Source organism: Enterococcus sp. C57 (genome assembly GCF_040887305.1).
Lineage (GTDB): Bacteria > Bacillota > Bacilli > Lactobacillales > Enterococcaceae > Enterococcus_B > Enterococcus_B hirae.
In genome coordinates, this window is sequence record NZ_JBFOFP010000001.1 from 58,842 (window position 1) to 77,796 (window position 18,955).

Below are 18,955 nucleotides of genomic sequence, written 5' to 3' on the forward strand. Positions count from 1 at the left end.
AAAAAATGAAATATTTTATCAATTATTTGCAAGATAAAATAAAAAATTAAATGAAATAAGTTGAAAAAAGAAGAAAATAATTGAGGGAAATATGCTAACATGAACAAAAAGTATCCATATAACTTAATATTTCTGAATTCTACGAGAAAGTCACTTAATACGAACTAGTATCAAGTTACGTTAATCATTTATATAAACGTAAGTTGATAGCATATACAGTTATTTAATAGTAAAGATTTGATTCAATAGTTTTAAAACCGAATTAGTTAATTAAGATAAGCAACTGCTCTAATCTAAATTTATAATGATGTTTCGTTCCTTAACTAGATAAAAGAATGGAGAGTATTTTTCATGGAAAAAAATGTAGATCTCGATAAATTAGTAGCTGATTCATATAGTCTAAGTAGCTGTCTTTCAGCATTAAGCCAGATGTCCTATGATCGATTGGACGTAAATTCAATTAGTTTAGAAGATATTAATGAAATAAATGCAATTATTGTTAGTATAAAATGTCTAGCAGAACAACATGCACAAGAGATGAAAGCATTTGAACTTGAAAAAATAAAATATAGTTCAAGTTCCATAGAATAGGTTATCAGAAAAGTTGAGTGGCTCTGAATTCCAGTTAAATCTTTTATTCCCAATAATCTAGAATAAGCATATAGTCTGAAATTGAGGTGGTATGATCTAAATGTTTTCCATATCTATGAATGGACAAGACAAAACGAATCAAATAATTGATTGGAAGCTCTGGGAAAAAGACAATAAACTAATGGTAACTGTTTATTTCCCGTCAGGTAAATCGTTTTGGAAGCCATTAGATTTATGTAAAATTACACCACAAAAAGAGATACATGCAGGACTTTTATCTAAAGAAGAAAATGTTTATCAACAAATAGATAAAGCCACTGAATACGGGAATAAGTATATTGTTGTAAACTATCCAAATGACCAAAAAAAGTATGTCATGAAGTCAGAAAAAGTAAGTATTATTTCGAGTTCTGATTTGAAAAATGAGGATATATTTTCTTATTTTACTGAAATTGTAAAAGAGCGTGTTCGTAATGCTAGTCCAGAAAATAAAACTATGACCAAAAATATAGAAAGGCAATTGGAAAAAATCACTCCTTACCAAGGAACAGCGTTGCATGCGTATTGCTATGGTAAAAATGAAGCTAGAAATCCTTTGAAACATTTGATTTTTCCCTTTGGATTGAATGAGAGTCAATTAAAAGCTGTGGAAAATGCTTTTTCCTCTCAAATTAGTATTATCGAAGGTCCTCCTGGTACAGGAAAGACACAAACTATTTTAAATATTATTGCAAATATTTTAATGAATAAAAAATCTGTTGCAATTGTTTCAAATAACAACCCAGCAGTTGAAAATGTGTATGAGAAGATGGCTAAAAAAGAACTAGACTACCTTATTGCGAAATTAGAGTGTTCAACTAATAGGACAGAATTCTTTGCAGGGGTAAAAGAAGTTCCTCGTTATAATTCAAATTCTGCAGCTACTCCTATAAAGGAAATTGATGATATTTTAGCGAAGGTGAAAGCAAGTCTGGCTACACAAAATAAAGTAGCGCAATTGACCGCAGAAATCAGCGAGCTGCTTGTTGAGAAAAAGTACTTAGAAGAATGGCATGAAGAAAATACACTTGTAGAGTTAATGGATGTCGAAAGATACAAATTAAGTCCAGAGAAAACTTCTGATTTACTTGCATATATGAATTATCTTTCTCAAATAAAATTTTCTTTTAAAGAGAGATTCCGCTTATTGCTAGGGTTTAGAATATTTAGAACTAAGTTTTTAAATACTTATACTGAACGAATAAATTTTATTTATTCTCTACAATTTCATTATTATAAAAAAACGTTACAACAAAAAGAGCAGCAATTACAAAAATATAAGAACGATTTGAATAGGGATAATTTCGAAAAATTATTAGAAGACTTAACGAATAAATCAATACAATTTCTCAAGCAACAATTATCAAAATCAATTCCATCTAATTCAAATTTTACCGCAGATAGCTATAAAAAGGAGTTCAGTAATTTTATTAAACGTTTTCCAGTGATTGGCAGTAGTACACATTCGATTATTAATTCTATAGCAGAGGGAGCGATATTAGACTATATTATTATCGACGAAGCATCACAGCAAGATATCGTTCCGGGGATTTTGAGTCTGGGCTGTGCAAAGAATATTATTGTGGTGGGTGATCGCAAACAACTTCCCCACATACCTGAAAAGACAGATATTAGGGCGCCTTCTATTGATTACGACTGTACAAAATATAGTTTACTGGATTCTTTTATCAATGTATTTAAAGAGAAAGTGCCGATTACTTTGCTGAAAGAGCACTATAGATGCCATCCTAAAATTATCCAATTTTGCAATCAGCAATTTTACAATAATCAATTAATCCCTATGACTATCGATGAAGGAGAAGCATCCATTGAACTAATTACCACATCTAAAGGAAACCATACAAGAAAACGAACTAATTTGCGGGAAATAGAGTCTTTAGTAGAAGTTGGCTGGTCTGATGAGAAAGACATCGGATTTATTGCTCCTTATAACAATCAAGTGAATTTAGCTGGGAAGTATCTACCAGAAGAGTTTGCTAGAGCAACCATTCATAAATTTCAAGGAAGAGAATGTAAAGAAATTATTTTTTCAACAGTTTTGGATAAGAAAAAAAGCAGTCAAGCATCGATTGATTTTGTTGATAATCCGCATTTGGTGAATGTAGCTGTTTCTAGAGCCATCAATAAATTCACTTTAGTAACTGGTAATCAAGTGTTTACAAAGAATAATAAAAGTTTGGCAGCTTTAGTTAGATATATTAAGTACTATGCCTCTGATCAATACATCTATGATAGTCCAGTAATTTCTGCATTCGATTTATTATATAAGGAATATGATCGTTCTCTGGAAAAATTAAATACTCAATTAAATTTAAAGGACTCATATTTCAAATCTGAGCGGATTATGGCTGCCTTGTTGAGGGATTTTTAAGGACAGATGAATTTGCTTCTTTGACGTTTCATATGCAGATCAAGTTAATCCAACTTGTCTCCATTAAAAATAATTCATTTACTGATAGAGAGATAGAATTCATGAAGCAAAAATCGAGCTGTGATTTTGTCATTTATTATAAGATCGGCAAGATTCCGATTGGAGTGATTGAAGTGGATGGAAGTAGTCATGATGATAAGGTGCAGCAAGAACGTGACAGGCTTAAAAATATTATTTTAGAAAAAGCTGAAATTCCTTTGCTTAGGTTGAAGACAATTGAAGGAAACATTGAGAGAAAAACAAAAAAATTTTTAAACGAGTGTATGAATAAGAGTGGTGCCTAATTTGAAATGAGTAGTTGCTCAGTTTATGGGAAAATTATTTATAAAGAAAATGTAATCGTTAGCAATATAAGACGAATCCGATTAGAGAAAGAAATTGGTCAATTCGAGGTTTTACGGTGTATCAAATAAAGAAGACTTGTCAGCATTACTGCAGTTGGAATTAAAAATCTTAAAAAATATAGAAAAGGACAGAAATATGGAATATTACAAGAATACATTGGGTTATATAAGAAAGAAATTTGATGTTCCTCGGGGAAGGAAATATTTGTATTAAAAAATAGGAATTAATATTTACAAATAAAGTGATGTAAGGAAATGAAAAAATGAAGCTTATACTATCTAAATGTAGAACAAATAATTTTTCTGAGGTTTCTAGGATACTTAATGAAAATGGTTATATACAAATAGGAGAAAGTAGAACTGAGCCAAAAAATAATTTAGAATTGTTTTTCTTTTTTGAGAGTCATGAAAAGAAACAGATAGAATGGCTTTCTGAATTATTACGTTTCTTTAATGTTGGTGAAGCAGACTATAAAGAGCATAATATTTTAGATGATACTTTATATCAGTATAATGCAGTTATTATACTAAAAACTCCGAATAACTTATATGCACATTCGTTAAGTCAAGGATTTAGAGTTCTTGAAAAGTTTATTGACGAAGAATTTGGCTTGAAGTTTGCTGAAAAGACCATCAAAAATGAGCATATTACTTTAAAAAATGTGAGTTATATTCAAAAAAATAAAATGAAAGGTATCACTAATTATAAGAAAGATCAAGGAGAATTTCCTAAAGCAAGTGAAAGCTATGCTTATATAAGTGGAAAACCAGATTTTAGTTTTTATGGAAATTCTATTGACTGTGGAACTGGGGTATCTTTTCCGAAAAATTTTGATATAAATAGTAAAGAAGGATTTAATCAATTATCTGAATTATTAAAAAATGTGGATAAAGCTTTAACTTTAAAAGAAAATAAATCGATTTTACCTAGAAAGAAAAGGATTGCGAAAAGTTCTCAATTATCAGGATCATTGGATGAAGAAGTTATAGAAAGAATAGTAAATGATGTCAATGAAATTGGTATAGCTTTGGACGTGAGTAAAATACACTTAGTAAATAATTCGATTAATATATATTCGGAGAATAACCATTTAGAGATATATGTTAGTAACCATTTGAAAGAAACGAAAGAAGAGCTAGAACCTTACGACAGTTCTATACTGGAATACATTCGTAAATACAATGAAAAAATAACTTCTTTAACAGATCTGAAAATTAGAGTGACTAATCATGAACATCATGTAATTGAAAATCGTCTATTAAAAGAATGGATTTATTGTGAATTAGAATATAATAATATGTTATATACTTTGGATTCAGGATTTTGGGGATACTTTAACGATAAATTTTCAGAGTTATTAAAAAAACAATTAGAAGAGATAAATAGAGTTATTGAGTATAATGAGGAGTTTAATATATACTATTCTTCTGGTGAAGGAAGGCTAAAAGGAGAAGGGGGGTATATTGAAAAACTAAGTGAGAATAAAAATTATATAAAGTTACATCAAAGAAACATTAATTACAACGGAGTTCCAATAGAAATAGCAGATGTATACAAAAAGGATACCAAGGAGTTAATAGCAATCAAAAGAGGAATGGATACATCAAATAGTATGTATAGCTTTGAGCAATCTATATTATCACTTCAATTATTAAGAAATATTACTGAGTTTAATGTAGAAGAAGAGTTATTAAAATATAATGATAGAAAAGCATCTACAGATGAAGATAAAGGTAAATTTCCTCATATTCAGAAAAAAAATATTGAGAAAATTTTAAATTCTAGGATTTCCTCAGTGTTGTGGTTACAAAGTACAAAAAAATATGTAAAGATGACAGAAGAAAAGAAATTTGACTTCAATCAAATAGGTTCAATTCTATTAAAATTAAAGATTGTTGATTGGTATAGTTCAATATTAGAAAATAATTTCACACCAAAAATTTATATGGGGAAAGACCTTCAAGTTAATAAAAAAGATCAATTTTAGTAGACTTTTACATTAAGTATTGTTCCTAATAACATATCTAAAATGACCAGATTTTGATCATTTTAATTTGATAACCATTAACTCGTTAAACTACTATATGGACTCTTAATTACTTGATTTGATGGTTAATGAGACTGATTGAGAAGGTATTTTAATGTGGAATAATCTGCAAAAATTAAAATTTTTTAGCTAGAAATATCTAATGGCAGGTTTTACTGGCTTTTTTTACCCTTTATTTAAAAACTATGAATGATACAAAATCAAATCTAAATCAAAAAGGACCATCATTCTAGCTCAGTTTTTATTTGAATTTTGTTAAATTTTTATCTATTAATTTTAGCATTTTTTTGTTGAAATCATTTATAGAGCATATCGTCCTCTCAGTTGGTTAGGTTTTGGTGATGTAATCATACTAGAGAACGATATGTTTTTTAATAGCAAAAATGAAAATGGGGCTGAAGAATCAATTTTGATTCTTCAGTCCCATAAATTATAGAGCCGTCAATTTTTTGGCCCAGTCTCTTTTGGTTTATTTGCTTATAAATTAATATTTAATAACATTTACAAGTTTTAATGGAGTTCTTTCATCCCAATCAAGGATTGCTTGGTTTTTAATAGTTAAATAATTTCCACCGATATTTTCAATGCTAGGTAAATAATATATGTATTCATTCATTTCATTTTTTGCTTTCATTGAAACTAAAAAGCCTCTTGGATCATTGTTTCTGCTCCAGCTCTCTACAGCTGGACGAGCAAGTTCAAAGTAATCTGCATATCCGCCAGTTTTCCATTTGCTTAATGCAACCTGAACAGTTCCATCAGAGAGATTGACCACATTTACAATTTTAGTTCCTTTTGTATCAGAGTAGACTACTTTTTTCAGTGGTGTAATTTCAGTTGAGCTGTTTCGTTGATAAAGGCTACCATCCTTATAAGAGTAAGAAGCACTTGTTGGCGTATAATAGGTTCTAAGCATTCCGTTATGGACAATCGACAAGATAAATCCACTACGAGAAAGTCTGCTCCAAGAGTCTGATTGACCAGGTGTGATATTGAAGTAGTCGGTGTTACCCGTTCCTGTAGAATTTGCACTAACTGAAACCTGAATACTTGAAAAGTCCGTACAATCGTTTGTTACAGTGACGTCAGCATGTGCTGCTTTGGTCGGTATTAAAAAGATGGCTAAAGCGACCATTCCTATTAATAAACTGACCAGTGATGATTTTTTTTTCATGATATTCCTCCTGTTAATATAATATAGTCGTAAACGTTTTCGCTTACAATTTAAGTCTAAAGGATGCAGACTATTTTTCAATGATTCTAATTTATTATTTTATTCATTTTTTTTATTTTAGAGTCAAGTGTAGTGGAATTTTTCTTTGGAATATCGATCAGTTCTTGAATATCGGAGGAGCTGGCTGAAATCTAGCAAGAGGTGGGAAAAAGTACTGTAAGATGAGTGAATAAGCGGATAGCCTTTATAAACGTTTTTTATACTTTATACGACGGTATTTCTATTGTGTGAAGCTTAACTTCAAAAACACTGGTTATTTATTTTTGTACTTAATGAAAAAGCCTAGGGCATCTTTTCTCCCTAGGCTCATCATTAGTTATTATTTGATCGCTTTAATGGTTCTTCATGCTTAGTAGTCAATCACATTAACTACTTTTAATTTCTGTGTTTCATCCCAATCATAGATAGCATCTTTTCTGATTGTCAGAAAATTTTTGTAGCCTAGGTATTGTATGCTAGGTAAATAATATATGTATTCTTTTGAGAATCCGCTATTATATAGGACTGAAACTAAAAAGCCTCTTGGATCATCATTTCTGCTCCAAGTTTCACTATCAAGGTGGTTTAGCGTAAAGTAGTCTGTCGATCCGCCACTTTTCCATTTACTTAACGATACTGTTGTAAGACTTGTGGAAAGATTAATCATGTTAACGTTCATACTTCGCGTAACAAGCGAATTTGTTTCAACTTTTAACGGAGTGATTTCTGTTGTGCTACCTTGGGAATAAAGTTTTCCATCTTTAAAAGAGTAGGCGGCGTTAGTTGGAGTATAGTAGGTCCTAAGTTGTTCTAAATAAACAATGGCTAAAATATGGCCTCTAGGATCATTTCTGCGCCAAGATTCTGTTTGTCCAACTGTTACTTTGTAGTAGTCTGACGAGACATCTTTTCCATTATCTGCGTTAATGGAAGCTGTAAATGAATGTGACGGATCTGTACAATCGTTTGTTACAGTGACATCAGCATGTGTTTTGGTTAGTGGTAAGAAAAACATTAAAGCAATGAAACCAAACAATAGGCTGACCAATGGTAATTTTTTTTTCATGGTATTCCTCCCTTTAATATAATTTATGTAAACGATCTTCGCTTACAATTTAAGTTTAAAGGAACAAGTTTAGGTTTCAATGTGTCCAATCAATCAATTTATTTCATTTTTTTAGTATAAAACCAAATGTAGTGAAATTATGGGTGGGGTGCTAATAGCTACGGTTATTCTAGCTTCTTTCAATAGAATAAGGTTCGTCAAACTGCCGTTTAAAACAAAGCGTTCATTTAGCATTCGTTAGTAAAAAATCCTTTTAGGAAGCGATTCATGACATCGAATATGATGAATTTTCTTCCATTTTAGGCGATCCATGGATAATGACATTTATTAATTATCAGGTAAAAAGAAGATCAGAACTGATGGCCAAAACATACCAAACTGATAATTGATGACGTAACTTTTCAATCATTTCACTCTTTTTTGATGCTTTCCTACAAAAATTCCTGTATGCTTGCTTTTAGTTAGAGAATAAAATAATGACCGAGCTATATTGAATGCTCATATCCAGGAGGAGAAATAAGAATGAAAAAAATTTATTTTTTATGTACGGGAAATTCTTGTCGTAGCCAAATGGCGGAAGGATATGCACGTCAATTATTATCTGCCTCGGATGTGGAAATTAAAAGCGCAGGTATTGAAACTCATGGACTGAATCCACGAGCGGTTCAGGTTATGGCTGAGGATGGAATTGATATTTCAAACCAAACGTCTGATTTGATCGATCAGGATTATTTTACACAAGCAGACTTGATTATTACGCTTTGTGGAGATGCAAAAGATAAATGTCCGACGATTCCTGTAGGTGTTCAGCACATTCATTGGGATTTAACAGACCCCGCACAAGCAGTTGGAACCGAAGCAGAAATAGCATCAGCTTTTAGAAAAACAAGAGATAGAATTAAAGCAATGGTAATTGAACTCAAGAACCAGTGAGAGTCAGTATTTTTTGGGAATTGAGTGATCATTTGAGCTTCATTTGTCTGTATAGTGCTAAATTTTAACAATCAAGAATTGAAGTCAGCAAGCCTTAAAATGGTCTTGCTGGTTTTTTTTGCTTGCGATATTTTTTTGTCGACTTCTCAATTATTTAGCGAGTTATGAATCAAGCAATTATTTCTGGTTATGAGAATGATTGGCGTTTAAAAATCAAAATTTATTTACAATAACAATGTTATGGGGAGTAAGATAAGAAAGAAGAGAGTGTATTTCGCGCAATTAACTAATGGACTGAAAGCTCTTCTTGTCAGTTAAATTCTAGCGCCAATAACAAATGAATAGGAGTTTATTGTGTGTGATTTTGGTTAGTAAAGAATAACAAGATCAGCGAAAAGAAAGCAGAAGAAGGAGGAGATTGCAGGGACAGGACTGCAATGAAAGAGAAATGATTACAGTGAAAGCTTTACCTGCTTATGATGGCGATTGTTTGATTGTTCAGTATGGAGAAGAAGATCAACGGACGAATCTGTTTGTCGATGGAGGTCAAGGACAACAAGTTGTTAGGCAGTTGAAAGAGGAAATTGCAACAATTAGCCAGAAAGGCGAGTGCATTGACTTACTGGTTTTGACACATATTGATGCCGATCATATTCGGGGATTTTTGAGTTTGTTTTCTCAGTCGAGTTTTGGTAAGTCATGTATTAAACGAGTGTTTTTTAATTCTAGAAAGCTGTTATCGCAAAAGTTTGATACAAAGGTTGTTTATGATGATCAACTGGAGATCGTTCAAGAAAAGTCAGAGATTAGTTTTAAACAAGGGGAGTCTTTCGATCGGTATTTGGAGGATTTGAGGATTGAAAAGATGACAGTTATTGACAATTCTTGTCAGCCCAAATTACTCAATGGGGCAAAAATGACAATTTTGACACCTGATGAAGCAAGTCTAAGGAAATTATATACAGATTGGGAAAAGGCAATTCAAAAAGAAACCAGGGATCAACTAATCAGCGGTCGAAATGTCAATCATCAGGGAAGCGTAGAGGAACTGATCAAAAAAGCTTTCCAAGAAGATCGCGCTGTCGCAAATGGGAGCAGTATTAGCTTTATATTGGAGTATGAAGGCAAACGACTGTTGATGCTAGCAGATGCTCATCCAAGTACTGTCACTGCGAAGTTAAAAGAACTTTATGGGGAAAAAGAGCTGCATTTTGACTTGGTAAAAGTGGCTCATCATGGGAGTAAAGCGAATACTAGTGACGATTTATTAAAACAGATTGAATGTGAAAATTATTTGATTAGTTCAAATAAGGGGAATCGTCATGGTTTTCCGCACAAAGAAGCCTTATCAAGGATTGTTTACCACAACTACACAAAAAAACGACCAACGAATTTTTATTTTAATTATTCCGATGCGAGTGAGGGGTTATTTACAAATGAAGAAATAAAAAAATACGGGATTCAATTGATCAAGAAAAAAATGAATGAGAGGGTACTAACGATTGACATATGAATGATTTTGAAGAGTTATCAGTGAATATTAGAGGAACCAATACTTATGGTTCAGGTTTGTTGTATCAGCAGGATTGTGAAACGGGTTATGTGATCACCGCCAAACATTGTGTGGTTGGGGAAACAATTAATGACTTCAAACTATTTGATTATACCCAATCTGAACTAGAAATCTTAGAACCACCAAGATGCTCAGATAGTCTAGATTTAGCGATTATCAAAGTGAAGGTAAAAAAAGGTTATCCTGAACTGCTTATAATGGAACCAGAAAATAAGCAAGAAATCGTATTTTATGGTTATCCAGAGTGTATGAAAGAAGACGGTGGAACTCCTTATCGAGGAAAGGCAACTCAAATCAGTAAGCCAGATATTTTTAAATTGGTACTGGACAATGAAATAGGATCGTCTAACAACACGGAGTATGAGAACATACGAGGTTGCTCAGGATCAGGAGTGTACGTCGAAAGAGAAGGGAAGTGTTATTTGACTGGGATTATTACGAAACTTCAGTCAGCGGGGCAACAAGGAATTGTTGAAGGGATTCATATCGCACATATTGTTGCTTTCTTTTTAGAAGAGTTTGATATCATGCTGGTACCTCGTTGCTTGAATGATTTTAGTGAATATTTGACATCTATCATAAATGAATTACGAGAAGTAGGTGGACAAGAAAATAAGCTGATTTTTCTGATTGAAAAATGTTATCGTGAATGTTTTTCCGACATAACACCTAAATTGATCCATAATCGGTTAAGTGATTACCTGTTTCTTCCTTCTCAGAAAAATGAGGATTATACCAATAAATTCTTGTGGATCGCTTGGCTGGAGATCTTGCTTTACAAGTTATTACAAACAAATATTGCTTTTGAGATCGATGATTGTTTCAAATTACTCACTCAGGAAAAGGAAAGAGCTGGTATCCATGTATTATTTACAAATCATCTAACACTTGACCGTTTCATTGGGAGTTTATTTAGAAGTACACTTTATGACAAGCTAGATAAACAAGATGTTTTGTTTGTAACTAATCAAAGGAGAAAATTTCGGGGTGGGAGTATTGCCAAGCGAGAACAAATTGAGGGAATCGTCGTGAACATCGATCATCCAGAAGTTTCTGATCGGTTAACGATTGATAATCCCAATGAAAAAAAATTATTTCCTATTGTTCATATCGATTATATCGAAAATGAAATTGATCAGATTTTACACGACACAAAAGGGTTAACAGCCGTTGAGTTTTCTCAGAGGTTTCCAGAGGAGTTAACTCGTTTGTTTGAAGAAATTGCAAACTAATGGAGGTAGATAACAATGGTAGAGATATTAAAAGAAATCACTACGTATGAAATAATAGAAAAAACGACGGGATTGACCTGTTACACGTACCAACAAGCAAACGAAAAGTATCGACTCCATTTTTTTTGTTATGTATTTGATAATCAAGATGAGTTATTAGCCAACTATGAAGAAATCAACGATCAGATTGCCTACAGTTTTCAAAGTCAATTAAAAAGGAAGATTGAACGATGGAATATTTATTTTTTTCTTTTTGTCAAAGCCAAAGTAGCGAAGCCAATCAAAGCCAGTATTGAACAAGACAAGTATGCAACCAGAAAGGTGATCGTGGATAATTTTCGAGAATTTGCTACTAATGATGCGCAAAAAGAAGCACAAAAAGAAGCACAAAAAGAAGCACAAAAAAATAAAATTCAAAAAAGATTATTATTGAATCTGGAACAGACAAAACCAGTAAAGAAACTGGCTAAGGATGAGCGGCAAAATGATGAGAAAATCATCCATTTGTTAGCAGAATTAAAAACGATGGCTAAAAAAGAGAAAAAAGCACGAATACAAGAGTATATAAAACATGAGCTGTCAAATCTTAACGTAAAGGAAGGAACCGATGAGTCTTAAATTGAAAGGGATAAAAATTGATTCGTTTCGAGCATTTGAAAGGCAAAAATATTTTGATTGTGTGAATCCTGTTTTTAATGAAATATCAAATTTGATTGTTTTGTATGCGCCAAATGGAACCGGAAAAACCTCTTTTTTTGATGCCATCGAATGGAGCTTGACTGGCGAAATCAGTCGACTGAATGAAAATAAAAATGTCCGTGATATCGCCTCCCAAGAGCGAAAGTATATTTTAAAGAACAAATATTCCTCAGCCGAAGTGGGCAGTGTGGAACTAGCATTTGATGATGGCAGTTTTTATGCATTAACAACGAAAAAGTTAAATGGAAAGCAAACAACGGATTACGTTGAAGGGAATGAGACCAAAAAAACGGTTGATTTAACAGCGAAAGAATTAAAGATTTTACGACAAAAAAATTTATTGACACACAATCAAATCGATGCTTTTTTGCGATCACAGAGTGCCGAAGGAAGATATGATGCTTTAAGTAATTTTTGGGACAAAGAAAATGTATCTGAGGATTATAAAAATCTAGTCTTATTCGTCAATGAAATGAATAAAGCATTAGGACAACAAGAAACTAAAATGAATCAGCTAACAAAAGAGATTGAAAAACTCGAAAGTAATGCAAAAATATGGCAAACAATCAACCAGCTAAAAGAAAATTATGCCAAGTTAAACGGAAAGAATAGTAAAAAAGATCCATTGTTAAAGAATCAATTAGGTTTACAAGAATTGTATATCGAATCGAACAAATTAAAAAGCAATAATCAAATAAAATTGAACCAGTTTGAAGAGGAGCGACAACAGCTAGAAAATTTAATCACAATGACCCAAGAGTATCGACAAATACCGCAGCAGATCGAATGGTCTGAAAAGCAGGTTGCTGATGTCAACGAAAAGTTAGCCCATTTGACAGAAATTGAGACAATCGAAGAAAAAAAGAAAGCACTGTTTGACGAAAAAATAGACTTGAGCAACCATCTCAAGCGTTGTAACTTTCTTATCAATCATGAAGCAGATTTTCAGGCACTAGAAATGGCTGAACAAAACAGTAATAGAGAAATCAATGAATGGATCAATCAACGAAAAAAATGTGAACAAGCATTGATTACTTTACAAAAGGAGCATCAAGAGCAAGAAGTAACATTAAGTGAGTGTCAAAATAAACGAGCGTTGCGGACGAATCAATTAACAGAAATCAAAGAATTAAACAGTTATTCCGATGTTAAAGCGAAAAGACAATTACTTGATCATGAAATCAAACAACAGAAAAAGAAAAAAATAGAGTTGGAAGCCAAGTTAGGTAAGATAAAGCTAACGTTGACAAAATTGTTTTCATTACTAAACTTAGACGATCATCAGTTAAGCCAAAAAGACTATTCAAAAGAACCTGATTATTCATTTTTGTTGGAACAGATAAGCCAACTTGATGACATTTGGCAAGAAAGAAAAAAATTGAAAGTTGATTTAGCACAAAAGAAGAAGGAACGTTCCTCTTTAGAAGATCTGGGCAGTCAGTTAGAACAGTTGAAAAAATTAGGTTATTCTATCGTAACGGATACGTCTTCGTCTGTCTGTCCATTATGTCTCCATGATCATCAAGAATTTCAACATATCATCCAAAAAATTGAAGCTAGTACGGCAGATCTTTTACCGATTGAGCAACTGACGAAGGAAATCAGTCACTTAGAAGGAATGATCGATGAATCAACTAGGCGGTTAACTGAGGTAGTTTCTGGAGTAAAACAACAGATTCAGATACAAATAACGATTAAGGAAACTGAAATCAACCAACTTGACCAAGATCTGTTACAAGTAACCTTAAAATTAAAACAACAAGAAGAAGCGTATTTAACCAATGAGAAACACTGGTACAAGTTAAATGAATACAGCCAAAAATATGGGATTGACTGTGAAAAAATTGCTGAAGAAACCCAGAAAAGAGTAAAGTCACTACAGGAGGAATTGGTAAAATTAACGAATGAATACCAAAATATCAAAGAAAAAATCAATCAAAATGAACAGCTAAATGTCAAGAATATCCATACACTCAAAACGATCGAATTACATTATCAACAAGCGAAAAAAAGCTTAAATGATCTAAAAGGAAACGAACAGTATCAATATTATCAGCAAGAACAGGCGTTTTATGAAGCGCTTGGTATTTCTGTTATCTCTGATTTTAAAAGGCAATGTAAACACCAGTTAGAAAAAATCAATGAACAAGAAACCAAGCTTATTGCCGAAAAAAAACAACGACTAGAACAAGTAAATGGGAAAAGTAAAACAGAATTAGTAGAAGAGCAACGAATCCAAGCAGAGCAGATTCGGCAGCTCGTTGTACGGAGGAAATATATCGAAAAGATATCTTATCAGCTGTTTGACCAAGTAATCATTGCACCAGAAGAATTGGAAAAAAATAAGCAAAAGTTGACCACAGCTATTTACAAATTAAATGAAAAAAATCAACTGTTGAGTCAACTATCTGGGCTTACCAGTGATTTTATCTCTGAAACAGGTATCGAAACGAAAAGAAGCGAACAAGCAAAAGTAAAAAAAATCTATGACCACTTAAGTAGCAAAGTACAAGAACTAAAAGAATTAAAAGACAGTAAATTAACCGAGATCAAAAAACAAATCAAAAGTACATTTAACTTAGATACCGTCAATCAGATTTTTCAAATGATCGAACCTCACCCTGATTTTCGTAAGATTAGTTTTAAAATCAATGAAGCAAATCCCGATAAATTAGGACTGGATATTATGTGCAAACGAACAGAGGACGAAGAGGACGCCCCGATTTTATATCTAAGTTCTGCCCAAGTAAATATATTGTCTTTAAGTATTTTTCTAGGAACCGCTCTAGAGAATACAGACAAAGTGAATACGATTTTCATGGATGATCCAATCCAACACTTAGATAGTCTTAATGAATTATCCTTTATTGATCTATTAAGAATCCTTGCATTTAAGCTAGGAACACAGATTATCTTTTCCACCCATAACCGCCAGTTTTTTGACTTATGTCAGAGAAAATTAGATGCCAATTACCATAATGCCAGTTTTATCGAAATGAATTATACAGAGAATCAGTTGTAACAAATTTAGTTAGTCAGAAAAAGTGAAAAAGTGAAAAAGGGAGCTCTTTGATGAGAGCTGAGGTTAGCTGAAAGATTCAGAGTATAAAACAAAAATTGCCGACAGAAGTTAAAAAAGAGACGGATAGAGAATCAATCCCAACGAATAAGGGATTGATTCTTTTTTTCTAGATTAAATACAGATAGGAAGAATATATAGATTGGATGGAGAGTTGTACTACCTATACGAAAGCAGAAACTTTTTTAGATTCTACACTTTTTGATATTGGCGAAATTCGCCAACATTTTTTTATGATTTAAACGGTATAGAAAAGATATCATTCACTATTTGGGGGCTATTTAACCAGAGAAATCGAAACCTATACGACAACTTTGCGAACATTTAGAAAGTTTCTGACACAGATCCGAAATGCCTTCTGCTACAATTACTCAAATGGACCACTAGGATGTTTAAACAAGCCTATCAAAGTATTTAAACGAAATTTTTATCATTTCAAACGGCGAATCTTGATTCGTCACGGTAAAACTTTTTTAAGCAAATAAAGATACTAAGATTAGTAGGTTTCTATTTCCTATTTTTTTCAACTGGTATCAGATTTCAGCACTTATGACTGTTATTTTCGCTAGGAACAATTTCTTAAAAATGGATAGTTTTATTATTTCAATAAAATAATCATTGCTAAATCAACGATTTAAGACGGTTGTAGAATTTTTTTCAGATTGTTTGTTGACAAAAATAAAAAAACCATCTTACCATTAGTTTGTGGTTATAACCAGTTTAAAAGAAGGAGAAACCTATGGGAAATTCTTTTAAAAACAAAGCTTTGTATCATCAGTTGGTAGATTTACTTAAAAATCAGATGGAAAGTAACATGATACCCCATGATAAATTACCCTCTGAACGAGAATTAACTGCTCAATACGGAGTTAGTCGGACAACGGTTCGATTAGCTTTGAAAGAGTTGGAAAATACAGGTTATATTTATCGGAGACATGGAAAAGGAACATTTGTATCCGATATCAAAAAGAACGTAGCAGATTTAGCAGGAACCTATAGCTTTACTGAACAAATGAAAAGTTTAGGTAGAACTGCTGAGACGCGGATCTTAGCTTTTGAAAAAATTGAAGCGGACAAATTTATTGCAAAACAATTGAATCTTTCATTAGGAGAAGTAGTCTTCAAATTAAGTCGATTGCGGATAGCTGATCGGGAACCGCTTATGATCGAAGATACCTATTTGCCAGTCAAATTTTTCTTATCATTAAATGATCAGCTTTTAAGAAGCAAACCTCTATATGATCTTTTTTCCGAGGATTTTAATCAGACCGTTCGATTGGCAGATGAAGAGCTATATGCAAGTGTTGCCTCAAAGGAAGATGCGAAACAGTTGATAATCTCAGAAGGAGCACCTGTCCTTCATTTAGCACGTCAAACCTATAATATGAAAAATGAAATTATCGAATTTACTTTAAGTGTCGCCCGTGCGGATCAATTTCATTATCAGATCCGCCATATTCGAAATAGTTAGGAGAATCGAAACATGTTTACAGTAGGAAAAGAAAAACTGGATCAGCTGGGTGCTGAGATCACGACTCGCGAAATACGCCAACAGCCGGAACTTTGGGAAGAAACCCTTGATCACTATCAAACAGTTCAAAAGGAATTAGATAATTTTCTTGCAATAGTTAAAGAAAAGGCAAATGGTCAGCGAACACGTGTAATCTTCACTGGTGCAGGAACATCTCAATATGTAGGAGACACATTAGTTCCTTATTTGCGCAAGAGCGGTGATCGCCAAGCATTTAGCTTTGAAAGTATTGGAACGACTGATATTGTCGCAGAACCTGAAGAGTATTTAATTAAAGAAGAACCAACTTTACTTGTATCATTTGCGAGGAGTGGAAACAGTCCTGAAAGCTTGGCAGCAGTTGAAATTGCAAATCAGGTGGTTGATACGATCTATCATTTATCAATTACGTGTGCTGTAGAAGGAAAACTAGCTCAAATTAGTCAATCCGATTCCAATAGTTTTTTATTCTTGATGCCAGCACGTTCCAATGATAGTGGCTTTGCTATGACTGGTAGCTTTTCCTGCATGACTTTAGGAGCTTTGTTGACATTCGATCAAACAGTATTAGTGAAGAAACAACAATACCTGAAGGTTTTAAGTAATTTAGGAAATGAAGTAATTACCCGAGTAAATGAAATTGAAAAAATCGTTCAGCTTGATTTTGAACGCATTGTTTATGTTGGTTCAGGAAGTCTAGCTGGATTAACAAGGGAAGCGCAATTGAAGATTCTGGAATTGACAGCCGGAAAAATTGCTACCATCTTTGATTCATCAATGGGCTTTCGCCATGGTCCAAAGTCGTTTATTAATCAAAAAACAATCATGTTCGGTTTTGTTAATAATAATCCTTACACGCGTGATTACGACTTGGATGTCTTAGAAGAAGTGCGTGGAGATGAAATCGCTTCCGGAGTGTTCGCCATTACTCAACCAGGGCAACGGAATTTCACTGGCGATAAATTCGAGTTTACAACTGAGGCCGAATTACTGCCAGATGGCTATTTAGCACTAAGCTATATCATGGTTGCCCAAATAGTCGCTTTGTTATCATCGATTAAAGTGAATAATAAACCAGATACACCATCACCAACAGGAACAGTTAACCGAGTTGTAAAAGGTGTAACGATTCACAAATATAAGTAAAAATAAACTGGGAGGAAGAACCATGATTACATTAACCAGAGGAAAAAAAGCAGCAATGGATCGTTTATCGACAAAAGATGGTATTATCAGTGCCTTAGCGATTGATCAACGCGGAGCATTAAAAAAAATGATCAAAGCCTTAAATGTAGAATTAAACGATGAACAGATTGAGCGTTTCAAGGAGTTAGTTTCTAGTGAATTAACCCCTTATGCATCTTCTATTTTATTGGACCCAGAATATGGTCTTCCTGCTGCAAGTGCACGACATGAAGATGCTGGTTTGTTGTTGGCCTATGAAAAAACCGGCTATGATGTAACAACACCAGGACGATTGCCTGATTTATTAGCAGATTGGTCAGTTTTACGATTAAAAGAGCAAGGAGCCGATTCGATTAAGTTTCTACTTTATTATGACGTAGATGAAGATCCGGAAATCAATCATCAGAAGCATGTCTTCGTAGAACGTTTAGGTAGCGAGTGTGCCGAAGAAGATTTGCCATTCTATTTAGAATTGCTATCATATGATACCCAAATTTCAGATGTTCATTCACTTGAATATGCCAAAGTAAAACCGCATAAAGTCAATAGCATGATGAAGGAATTTTCGAAACCACAGTACAAAGTAGATGTTTTAAAGGTAGAAGTTCCTGTCAATATGAATTTTGTAGAGGGTTTCAGTACAGATGAAGTAGCGTATACCAAAGAGGAGGCGGCAAAGTACTTCTTGGAACAAAGTCAAGCGACAGATTTGCCTTTTATTTTCTTGAGTGCCGGTGTTTCTACGAAGCTATTCCAACAAACATTGTTTTTTGCTAAAGATTCAGGTTCGACCTTTAATGGTGTGCTTTGTGGTAGAGCTACTTGGAAAAATGGTGTGAAGCCGTTTATCAAATCTGGTGAAGAATCTGCTCGTGCCTGGCTGAAAAGTGAAGGTCGTGAAAATATCGAAAGCTTGAACAACGTTTTGGCACAAACAGCCAGTTCTTGGTATGACAAAGTCCAAGTTGAAAAAGAAGCAGCTGTGAACTAG

Annotated in this window: 14 protein-coding genes and 1 pseudogene; 13 read left to right on the forward strand and 2 right to left on the reverse strand. The window is 33.2% G+C overall.

The window, feature by feature from the left end; all coding sequences use genetic code 11:
• Positions 1–351 precede the first annotated feature (351 nt).
• The 4 genes from AB5M32_RS00270 (at position 352) to AB5M32_RS00285 (ending at position 5,414) form a co-directional block, all read left to right on the forward strand.
• Positions 352–591, forward strand: a complete 240-nt coding sequence (locus AB5M32_RS00270) for a hypothetical protein (RefSeq protein ID WP_178286746.1) — start codon at positions 352–354, stop codon at positions 589–591.
• Between the two features lie 100 nt (positions 592–691).
• The gene (locus tag AB5M32_RS00275; RefSeq protein WP_368024222.1) at positions 692–3,022 is read left to right on the forward strand and encodes a DEAD/DEAH box helicase; all 2,331 of its coding nucleotides are present in this window, start codon (positions 692–694) and stop codon (positions 3,020–3,022) included.
• Between the two features lie 32 nt (positions 3,023–3,054).
• Positions 3,055–3,366, forward strand: a complete 312-nt coding sequence (locus AB5M32_RS00280) for a DUF2726 domain-containing protein (protein WP_368024223.1) — start codon at positions 3,055–3,057, stop codon at positions 3,364–3,366.
• A gap of 323 nt (positions 3,367–3,689) precedes the next feature.
• Positions 3,690–5,414 carry a DUF6119 family protein gene (locus AB5M32_RS00285; RefSeq protein WP_178286743.1) on the forward strand — a complete coding sequence of 575 codons (1,725 nt, stop codon included), beginning with the start codon at positions 3,690–3,692 and terminating at the stop codon, positions 5,412–5,414.
• A 544-nt stretch (positions 5,415–5,958) separates the two neighbouring features.
• Here the strand turns inward: AB5M32_RS00285 and AB5M32_RS00290 are convergent.
• Together AB5M32_RS00290 and AB5M32_RS00295 are read right to left on the reverse strand one after the other, a co-directional pair.
• Positions 5,959–6,648, reverse strand: a complete 690-nt coding sequence (locus tag AB5M32_RS00290) for a hypothetical protein (RefSeq protein ID WP_256736177.1) — start codon at positions 6,646–6,648, stop codon at positions 5,959–5,961.
• Positions 6,649–7,057: 409 nt separating this feature from the next.
• Entirely contained in the window at positions 7,058–7,753 is a 696-nt protein-coding gene (locus AB5M32_RS00295) for a hypothetical protein (RefSeq protein ID WP_010719970.1), read from the reverse strand.
• Between the two features lie 522 nt (positions 7,754–8,275).
• Between AB5M32_RS00295 and arsC the strand changes: the two genes are divergently transcribed.
• From arsC to lacD, 9 genes and pseudogenes are all read left to right on the forward strand, one after another.
• Positions 8,276–8,686 carry an arsenate reductase (thioredoxin) gene (gene arsC, locus AB5M32_RS00300; RefSeq protein ID WP_010719969.1) on the forward strand — a complete coding sequence of 137 codons (411 nt, stop codon included), beginning with the start codon at positions 8,276–8,278 and terminating at the stop codon, positions 8,684–8,686.
• 448 nt (positions 8,687–9,134) lie between these two features.
• Positions 9,135–10,199 (forward strand): ComEC/Rec2 family competence protein, encoded by a 1,065-nt coding sequence (locus AB5M32_RS00305; protein ID WP_368024224.1) that lies wholly within the window; start codon positions 9,135–9,137, stop codon positions 10,197–10,199.
• A 20-nt stretch (positions 10,200–10,219) separates the two neighbouring features.
• Complete coding sequence (locus AB5M32_RS00310) at positions 10,220–11,491, forward strand: ABC-three component system protein (RefSeq protein WP_256736176.1); 1,272 nt, start codon at positions 10,220–10,222, stop codon at positions 11,489–11,491.
• 15 nt (positions 11,492–11,506) lie between these two features.
• Entirely contained in the window at positions 11,507–12,109 is a 603-nt protein-coding gene (locus AB5M32_RS00315) for an ABC-three component system middle component 1 (RefSeq protein ID WP_061573557.1), read from the forward strand.
• A complete protein-coding gene (locus tag AB5M32_RS00320; protein WP_178286737.1) occupies positions 12,099–15,212 on the forward strand; it encodes an AAA family ATPase in 3,114 nt (1,037 codons plus the stop codon). Before AB5M32_RS00315 ends, AB5M32_RS00320 begins: the two co-directional genes overlap by 11 nt.
• A 353-nt stretch (positions 15,213–15,565) precedes the next feature.
• Positions 15,566–15,754 (forward strand): annotated as a pseudogene (locus tag AB5M32_RS00325) (transposase); the annotation flags it as partial.
• A 254-nt stretch (positions 15,755–16,008) separates the two neighbouring features.
• Complete coding sequence (locus AB5M32_RS00330; RefSeq protein WP_010719963.1) at positions 16,009–16,740, forward strand: GntR family transcriptional regulator; 732 nt, start codon at positions 16,009–16,011, stop codon at positions 16,738–16,740.
• 12 nt (positions 16,741–16,752) lie between these two features.
• On the forward strand, positions 16,753–17,925 hold the full coding sequence (locus AB5M32_RS00335) for an SIS domain-containing protein (protein ID WP_178286734.1): 1,173 nt from the start codon (positions 16,753–16,755) through the stop codon (positions 17,923–17,925).
• A 22-nt stretch (positions 17,926–17,947) separates the two neighbouring features.
• Positions 17,948–18,955, forward strand: coding sequence for a tagatose-bisphosphate aldolase (gene lacD, locus AB5M32_RS00340; protein ID WP_010719961.1), 1,008 nt, complete (start codon positions 17,948–17,950; stop codon positions 18,953–18,955).